General features: G+C 46.8%; 8 protein-coding genes. 1 reads left to right on the forward strand and 7 read right to left on the reverse strand.

What is annotated here, in order from left to right:
* Window positions 1-312 (forward strand): SusD/RagB family nutrient-binding outer membrane lipoprotein (locus VIP81_RS09720; RefSeq protein WP_331959132.1); only part of this gene is annotated, 312 nt, incomplete at its 5' end.
* A 124-nt stretch (window positions 313-436) separates the two neighbouring features.
* On the opposite strand, the gene VIP81_RS09725 is transcribed toward VIP81_RS09720, so the two are convergent.
* From VIP81_RS09725 to VIP81_RS09755, 7 genes are all read right to left on the reverse strand, one after another.
* The gene (locus VIP81_RS09725) at window positions 437-3,844 is read right to left on the reverse strand and encodes a ThuA domain-containing protein (RefSeq protein ID WP_331959135.1); all 3,408 of its coding nucleotides are present in this window, start codon (window positions 3,842-3,844) and stop codon (window positions 437-439) included.
* Window positions 3,845-3,853: 9 nt separating this feature from the next.
* Complete coding sequence (locus VIP81_RS09730) at window positions 3,854-4,597, reverse strand: ThuA domain-containing protein (protein ID WP_331959138.1); 744 nt, start codon at window positions 4,595-4,597, stop codon at window positions 3,854-3,856.
* A gap of 152 nt (window positions 4,598-4,749) precedes the next feature.
* The gene (locus VIP81_RS09735; protein ID WP_331959142.1) at window positions 4,750-5,472 is read right to left on the reverse strand and encodes a DUF1080 domain-containing protein; all 723 of its coding nucleotides are present in this window, start codon (window positions 5,470-5,472) and stop codon (window positions 4,750-4,752) included.
* A gap of 32 nt (window positions 5,473-5,504) precedes the next feature.
* A complete protein-coding gene (locus tag VIP81_RS09740; RefSeq protein WP_331959145.1) occupies window positions 5,505-5,927 on the reverse strand; it encodes a c-type cytochrome in 423 nt (140 codons plus the stop codon).
* Window positions 5,928-5,981: 54 nt separating this feature from the next.
* Window positions 5,982-7,037, reverse strand: coding sequence for a sugar phosphate isomerase/epimerase (locus VIP81_RS09745; protein WP_331959148.1), 1,056 nt, complete (start codon window positions 7,035-7,037; stop codon window positions 5,982-5,984).
* Between the two features lie 23 nt (window positions 7,038-7,060).
* Window positions 7,061-8,224 carry a Gfo/Idh/MocA family oxidoreductase gene (locus tag VIP81_RS09750; RefSeq protein ID WP_331959151.1) on the reverse strand — a complete coding sequence of 388 codons (1,164 nt, stop codon included), beginning with the start codon at window positions 8,222-8,224 and terminating at the stop codon, window positions 7,061-7,063.
* A 26-nt stretch (window positions 8,225-8,250) separates the two neighbouring features.
* A partial coding sequence (locus VIP81_RS09755; protein ID WP_414649328.1) for an MFS transporter occupies window positions 8,251-9,082 on the reverse strand: 832 nt, incomplete at its 5' end.

A 9,082-nucleotide genomic window follows, 5' to 3' on the forward strand; every position in this document is an offset into this window, starting at 1 on the left:
ATTGCAGCGCATATGACTATGCTGGGTATTCCTGATGCCGCACAGCAAACCTATATCAATTCAAGACCGGCATTGACCGCTACGAATGCGCTTGCGCAGATCATCACAGAGAAATATGTGGCCGGTTTCCTGTCTCCCGAAACATACAACGACTGGAGACGCACTGGTTATCCACTATTGAAGCCTTACCAGGATGAAATAGTAAAAAGTATTCCGCGCAGATGGCCTTACCCGGCTAATGAACTACTGACCAATCCGCAGCCTGATCAGAAAGTGACAGGAAGTGATCGCGTTTGGTGGGACGGAAACTAAGCAGAAAGCGTAAGGCATAAAGCAAAAAGCCATTGAGGCGAATGAATAGAGCGAAGAAATAATATCCGCTTTGTTCATTCGCCTCAATGGCTTTTTGCTTTATGCCTTACGCTTTCCGCCTAAATCACGGGTGCAGTGTAAGCGACAATATACCTAACTGTACTTTTTGTGAAGCATCTGTTGCTTTCAGTTTAAGATACAGATTATGTTTCTTGCCGTCTGCTACTGGTGTGAAATTGAAGCTCACTTTGTTAGGTGCATTAGGCAATGCGCCAGGGCCAATGGTTACTTCTCCTAAACGGGTACCGCTGGCATCATCCAGGAATGCTTCCACCGTATAACCCTGTTCAGGTGTTGCCTGTACCATGTACAACAGTTCTATTCCTTTCACATCGGTAAGATCCAGTTTGTTATACACTACCCAACCTTCTGAGTTGGAAGGTATGAGGAACTTTTTACCATCTATAGAGAAGGTAGATACGCCATCTGCTTTGCTGTAGTCAGCGGCAGAGATCACAGGGCTGACCAGCTCTGTTTGCGTAGTACCAGTGATCGGCTTAATGCCGGGACCACCTTTATCGGTGTAGCTGGCGAGCAGGTATAATACGCCGTTATCTTTGGCTTCACCACCCATGGTAGGACTTACCGTACCAGAAACTGGCAGGGACACTACTTTCGGTGTGTTACCACCAATAGAATAAATGTATTCTACCAGTTGTTTTGCTTCCCCTACAGAGAGGCCAGGGTGAGCAGCCATGGCTGTTTCTCCCCATACGCCACCACCACCGCTGATGATCTTTTTAGCCAGCATTTCCGGTGCAGCAGGATCGCTTTTATACTTTTCTGCCACCTGTTTGAAAGAAGGACCGATAGATTTTTCATCCGGTTTATGACAGGTTTTACAGTCAGATACTTCCATGATATTTTTACCTGCAATGGCGCCGGTAATGATCTGGTGGCCTTGTGGCTGTGCGGCCTTATCTCGACCCTGAATATAATCTGCCTTTACAAAAATGTTGTTGGCATCGAGTTTACCATCGGCTGAATTACCATCTTCCTTATCGCTGATATTCACGGTATACTGTACCGGTTTACCTGGGAAGTAGAACATCTGGTTGCCGCTGATGGCAATTTTTACGTCAGGGGTTTCATTACCTGCGTATACGTCGATGGATTTGCTTTTTGTTTTTGCGCCTTTATCATCTGCTACTTCTACAAATACCTGGTATTCGCCGGGTGTAGTGTAGGTGAATTCAACGGTTGGTTCCGTAGTTTCTTTTTTGGAGCCATTACCGAAATTCCAGAGATAGGTGATTTTGTCGCCATCCGGGTCAACAGAACCTTCTGCGCTTACGGTTACTTTAAAGGGCAATCCGCCGGTTAAACGGTTGGCGTGGATATTGGCTACCGGTGCACGGTTACCACCATTAAAATCGATCCGGGAGAGGCCTGCATCTGCATTTTTGCTGAACCATCCATTACCGTATTCCAGGATATACATACGACCATCAGGACCCATTTCCATATCGATCGGTGCATTCAGCTTGGTATTAGGCATGAATCTTTCCATTTTGGAGAAATCGCCGTTTTTATCCATGGTCACGGCCATGATCCAGCCGCGGATCCAGTCGTAGATAAACAGTTTATCATTATAGTAATCCGGGAAACGGGTTTCTTTCGGATAGAATTCGCTGTAATAAACCGGGCCTGCTTCTGCATTACGGCCACCGCTACCTACAATCGGGAACTCGTCTGATTTAGCGTAAGGATACCAGATGAAAGCGGAGGTTGCCGGCGGCAATTCTTTCAGACCGGTATTGTTACGGGAATCGTTGATCGGTTTCAGCGGATCGAAATAAGGGCCGCTTTCGCCGGTTTCGTAATTGTATTGACGGTATGGTTTGTTGTTGGCAATGAACATCGGATAACCGAAGAAACCGGGCTTCTTGGCCTGATTTACTTCATCATATCCTCTTGGTCCGCGGGTAGAGTCATCGTTATTCGCATCGGGTCCTACTTCTCCCCAATATACATAGCCTGTTTTCTGATCTACAGACATACGATACGGGTTACGTGTACCCATAGCATAAATTTCAGGACGGGTACCTTTGGTGCCTTTAGGGAACAGGTTACCATCCGGGATGGTGTAAGAACCATCTGCCTGTACTTTGATACGCAGGATTTTTCCGCGCAGATCATTGGTGTTGGCAGAACCGCGACGGTCATCGTACTGCAGGTGACCTGGACGGTCATCGGTAGGGCCATAACCTTTGCTTACATATTTCTGTCCGGGTTCATCAAACGGTGTGGTGTTGTCGCCGGTAGATAAGTACAGCAGTCCGCCTGGTCCAAATGCAATGGAGCCACCGGTATGGCAGCAGATATTGCGTTGGGAGTAGAACTCGAGTACTACTTTTTCGGAAGACATATCCAGTTTGTTGTTTTCAAATTTGAAACGTGACAAACGATTCACGGAAGTATCTATCGGGGAATACATCGCATAGATGTAGTGGTTATTTTTAAAGTCGGGGTCAGCGGCAAGGCCGAGGAATCCTTCTTCAGCATTTACGTTAGGCGTATCGGTATGATGATATACTTTCAGGAAGCCTGCCTGTGACAGTTTCTTTTCAGCGTTGTTATAAATCATCAGTTCACCACGGCGTTGTGCCACCAGGATGTCCAGGTTAGGCAGTATCGCCATTTCTGTTGGTTCGAAGAACTCACCGGATACCAGTACATTTTTAGTGAAGCGATCTTCTTCCGGTACACGCAGCGTTTTAGCCAGGCTGTAATCCAGTACCTGGTTTTTACCGATGGCGTATTTGATACCACCCGCGATATGTTTCAGGAATAAGCTGTCTGTATAGGATTCTTCGGTGTGTCCGAGTCCTGTGTAGAACGCGCGGCCACCGTCGTAATCATGATACCAGCTGATGGGATGATTGCCACCCATGGTACCACCCTGGTATGATTTCTCATCTAATTTCATCAGCACGGTGGTGGTGGTGTCTACGTTTTTGTAGTTATACCACTCATCGGTATGTTCCCATTTTTCAGGGAGACCTTCCGTAGCGGGGAATGATTTTACAATGACGTCAACTATAGCTTTGTGAACGCCCGGAGGATGGCTCTGGAACCATGCGCCGGCGAGGTGGTTATACCAGCCCCATTCGTATTCTGTATCGGCTGCGGCGTGGATACCTACGTAACCGCCACCTGCCTGGATATATCTTTCAAAGTCTGCTTCCTGGTAGTTGTTCAGTACATCACCGGTGGTGCTCAGGAAGATTACCGCAGAGTAGTTCTGAAGGGTATCTTCATTGAATTTGTTGGCATCGGTGGTGGTATCTACCTCAAATCCGTTTTCGGTACCCAGTTTCTGTACGGCGGCAATGCCGGCAGGAATAGAGGCGTGGTGAAATCCGGCTGTTTTAGTAAACACGAGTACTTTCGGTTTGCCGGGACGTGATTTTTTACAGGCTGCCATGCCTACGAGGGCCAGCAGCAAAATAAGTTTGATGGTATGTTTCATTATAGCAGATTAGTTTTTGGGTTTCCAGTTGCCGATAGCATATTCAATGCCACCCAGCAAATGTTTCAGATATACGGGATCCTGGTATGATTCTTTGATATGTCCCATTTCAGTGTAGAAGGCACGTCCTCCTTCAAAATCGTGATACCAGCACATGGGGTGGTTATCGCCGTTTTTGCCGCCGGTGTAGCTGCTTTCATCAATTTTGATCAGCACATGTACATCGGGGTTGAGGTCTTTGAAATTGTACCATTCATCTTTACGGATCCATTCATCAGGCAGCTCTTTGGTAGCAGGATGATTATGATCCACTACTTTCAGCGTGGCTGTTTGCTGATTAGGATGACTCAGGAACCAGGCACCTGCCAGTTTGTTGTACCATGGCCAGTCGTATTCCGTATCTGTTGCTGCGTGGATACCCATCCAGGCGCCGCCTTTGTGGATGTAATTTTCAAACGCTGTCTGTTGTGCGTCGTCAAGTACATCGCCGGTGGTGCAGCTGAAAATAACTGCTGCATATTTTTTCAGGTTCGCGGCGGTAAATGCGCTGGCATCTTCGGTAGTGTCTACCTCGAAGCCATTGTCTTTACCCAGTTGCATGATCGCTAATTTGGCAGCGGGAATGCAGTCGTGGCGAAAGCCTTTTGTTTTGGAAAATACGAGTACTCTTTTTGTTTTGTGTTTGTGCTTTGCCTGCACAGAAATAGTGCCGGCGAGGAGCAAGAGTGTAATAAACGCGGTTAATGCTTTCATCTTATTTTTTACGTGGGAATAAATGAAGAATGGCTTAAAGCAGAAAGCAAAAAGCAGAAAGTTACTGTAGCGGAGATATCAGCGAAAACTTAATATCCGTTCACTTCCGCTACAGTGGCTTTCTGCTTTTTGCTTTCTGTTCTAAGCTTATTTTAAAGAACTCTTATTTTGATATTACGATACCAAACATCATCACCATGGTCCTGCAGGGCAATATGACCTTTTGGATATTTGCCGAACTCTTTCCAGTCGTGGAATTTGCTTTTAGCTACCAGTGCATCCCATTCAGGCGTACCCATCGTAGTTTCTGCAGTTTTCACGCCATTGAGCCAGAGGGTCAGGTGACCATCTTTCTTGGATAATTTGGCGGTATTCCATTGACCAACAGGTTTAACCGGTCTGTTGGTCGCTTTGATCAGGTCGTACAATTCACCCGCATTGTGTTTTGGGTTTTTGCCATCAGGATGGCCTGCATCATCGATTACCTGCATTTCAGGACCAGAGAGATAAGTCTGGCTTAAAGAAGGATCTTCATGAACGCTGAAAATAAGACCGCTGTTGCCACCTTCGGAAATTTTCCATTCGTAGCTCAGTTCATAGTTTTCATATTCTGCGTCTGTAACGAGATCACCACCCGGTGCGCCATTCTTTTTCGCAGCCTGATCCAGGGCAATTGCGCCATCTGATACGCCCCATGCAGGGCTGGCGGTAGTCTTCAGATAAGTATGCCAGCCTTTGGTAGAAGTACCATCGAACAGCAACACCCATCCTTGTTTCTTTTCCTTGGCTGACAGGGTATTTAATTGCTGGGCTTTCAGGGAGGAAGCGCCGAGTATAGCGCTGACCATGAATGCCCCCAGGATTAATTTTTTCATTCCAGATGATTGAGTTTATGTTAGGATAACAATTATTTGCCGGTAGATAATGATAAGATATAGCTTACCATTTCTTTCGCATCCTCTTTAGATACCTGTGGATGTGGCAGCATAGCTACTTCACCCCAGTTACCTGAACCGCCTTTGATGACTTTGTCGGCCAGTTTGTCTACATTTTCCGGTGTGTTAGGATATTTACCTGCAATGTCTTTCAGTGCGGGTCCTACCACTTTCATTTCTTCTTTATGACAGGTTTTGCAATCGCTCTGTGACATCAGGGTTTCGCCTTTGCTAACAGGTTTGTCTGCATTTGGCGACACCATAGAATTATCTGCTGCCGGCGCGCTTTCATGCGTGGTTGCGCTATCAGCATTCTCTTGTTTTTTTTCACCTCCTCCGCATGCTGCAAAGAATAAAACACTTAATACAAGCGGCGCCAGATATCTCTTTCTCATTTCTTGATTTTTTTTATTTGGTTATTGTTTACTAAACGATCAGTGGATAATTAATTAAATGCCTAATATTCTTTTATTGAAAGCATCATCAGTACCGGCGCCTGCAAAGTCATCAAATGCCTTTTCGGTAACACGGATAATATGATCCTTGATAAATGGTGCACCTTCTTTAGCACCATCTTCCGGATGTTTGATACAACATTCCCACTCCATAACGGCCCAACCGGCATAATCGTATTGCGCCATTTTACTGAAGATGGATTTAAAGTCTACCTGTCCATCGCCGAGGGAACGGAAACGGCCCGGGCGATCAATCCAGGACTGGTATCCGCCATACACGCCGGAACGGCCGGTAGGATTGAATTCCGCATCTTTTACGTGGAATGCTTTGATTCTTTCGTGATAGATGTCGATATATGCCAGGTAGTCGAGGCATTGCAGCAGCAGATGACTCGGATCGTACAACAGGTTGGCACGTGTGTGGTTGCCGGTGGCTTCCAGGAAACGTTCAAAGGTAATACCATCGTGCAGGTCTTCTCCCGGATGAATTTCATAACAAACGTCTACGCCGTTGGCATCAAATTCATTGAGGATAGGCAGCCAGCGTTTTGCCAGTTCAGCAAAACCTGTTTCCACCAATCCGGCCGGACGCTGTGGCCATGGATACATGGCAGGCGCCCACAACAATGCACCGCTGAAAGTAGCGTGAACATTGAGGCCCAGGTTACGGCTGGCTTTAGCCGCATATTTCAGCTGGTTAACGGCCCACTCCGTACGTGCGTTAATGTTATTGTGATATTGAGGAGGCGCAAATCCGTCGAACATTTCAGAGAATGCCGGATTTACCGCTACCAGCTGTCCCTGCAGGTGTGTGCTCAGTTCTGTGATTTCCAGTCCTGCTGCATTCACGATGCCTTTGATTTCATCTGCATAGGTTTTGCTTTCCGCTGCCTTCTGCAGGTCTATCAGGCGGGTATCCCAGCTGGGGATCTGCACTCCTTTGAAGCCAATGGAGGCAGCCCACTCACAGATAGATTTCAGACTATTGAAAGGCGCTTCATCTCCCATGAATTGCGCCAGAAAAATACCAGGTCCTTTTATCGTTTTCATACGCTCGTTCTAGTGATGAAATACTATATCTCGAAATTAGTCCATTTAGCATCGCTCTGAGAAGAACGAACTACGTTGTCGATGAATGCCATACCGCGCACGCCTTCTGCTGTACCCGGGAAATCCAGGGATTCCGGAGATGGTTGTACACCATCAATTTTAGCTGCTAAAGTTTGTGCGAAGTTGCGATACAGGTTACCGAATGCTTCCAGGTATCCTTCCGGATGGCCGCCTGGTGTGCGGGTATTATGAGTCATGTAGCTGGACTGGAAAGAGTAGCCACCACCTGCGCGGTAAATTTCAGTAGGTTTATCCAGCCATTTTACCAGGAGGGTATTTGGTTCGTGCTGTGCCCATTCGAGGCCGCCTTTTTCTCCGTATACGCGGATTTTCAGCGCATTTTCTTCACCGGCAGCTACCTGTGATGCCATCAGCACACCGGCAGCGCCATTGTCGAAGCGGAGCAATACAGCGCCGTCGTCATCCAGCGCACGACCTGGTACCATGATGTTCAGGTCGGCACATAATTTTTCAATTTTAGCGCCGCTGATATATTCTGCCAGGTTAGCCGCATGGGTACCGATATCGCCCATACAGCCGCTTTTGCCTGATTTGGTAGGATCTGTTCTCCAGGCTGCCTGTGCATTACCTTCTCTTTCACTCAGTTTGCTGAGCCAGCCTTGCGGGTATTCTACCCATACTTTGCGGATCTTGCCGAGTGCACCGTCTTTTACCATCTGCCTGGCTTGTTTTACCATTGGATAGCCGGTATAGGTATGCGTGAGCAACAGTGTTAAGCCGGTAGCTTCTACTTTTGCCTGTAATTGTTTAGCCTCATCGAGTGAGAAAGTGATGGGTTTTTCTATAACTACGTTGAAACCAAGATCGAGTGCCATCATGGCTGGTTGGAAGTGGGCGAAGTTAGGCGTTACGATGGTCACAAAGTCCAAACGTTTGTCTGCCGGCATTTTCGCTTCGTTTTCCAGCATGGTTTTGAAATCGAGGTAGGTGCGTTCCGGATCGAGGAACAGCATCTTACCAGATTCCACTGCAACGTCGTTATTGATGCTGAGGGCACCGGCCACCAGCTCAATCAGTCCGTCCATATTGGCGGCAATACGGTGAATTGCACCAATGAAGGCATCTTTACCGCCTCCTATCATTCCCATTCTTAGTTTCCGTGTCATATCTACAATTAATTATCGTTTATAAGTTATACTGTTTGAACCTGTACTTTTTCTACTTTTTTGCGGCTGCGCATAAAAAGGAAAAGTCCTGCAAAAGCTACGATCAGCATTACAGGAATGATGAGTGTGGCATTGATGATTTCCGGTCCGGCTACTGCGGTGGCCTGACTAAAGGCAGTGGCCTCTGCGCTGCCTGGTACTGCAGAACGGTAAGCATCCAGTGAAGCACCGGCAGGGAGTTGTTTTACAATGATACTATCATAAAAACCGCCCATGAAATACATGTATACAGATACGGCAAACATACCGGCGCCGCCCATCAGGTTCATACCTAATGCGCCTGACTGAGGTATGTTTTCTGATACAAAACCCAGCATAGTTGGCCAGAAATAAGTAACACCCATACCGAAGATAACGGCGGCTACAAAGATCATGTTACCAGATACATGGGAAAGTAAATATAAGCCCAAAGCGGAAAAAATCGCCGAAAAAAGTAAAACGCCGGTCGGGGATATTTTATGTACCACAGGACCAGCTACTCCTCTGCCCAATGTTTGCACGCCTGCTGTTAATGCCAGGATGAGGATAGAATTTTCCGTTACATTTTTTAACAATACTTCAATCCACTGTCCGGTGAAAAGCTCTGTGATGGCGGTGCCAAACATCAGGATAAACATTACGATGAACAGGGGACTTAAAACTGATTTGTACATCTGGGCGGAAGAAACGCCGGATGCTACCCTTTCTGTAACAGGGAAATCAAGTTTCAAAAAGAGATAACCATAGATAAGCGTAGGGATGATCATGGTGGCTACCTGCAACTGCCAGCTGAGACCCAGTTTAGACAGTAAGAATACC

This window comes from Chitinophaga sp. (genome assembly GCF_036566945.1).
Lineage (GTDB): Bacteria > Bacteroidota > Bacteroidia > Chitinophagales > Chitinophagaceae > Chitinophaga.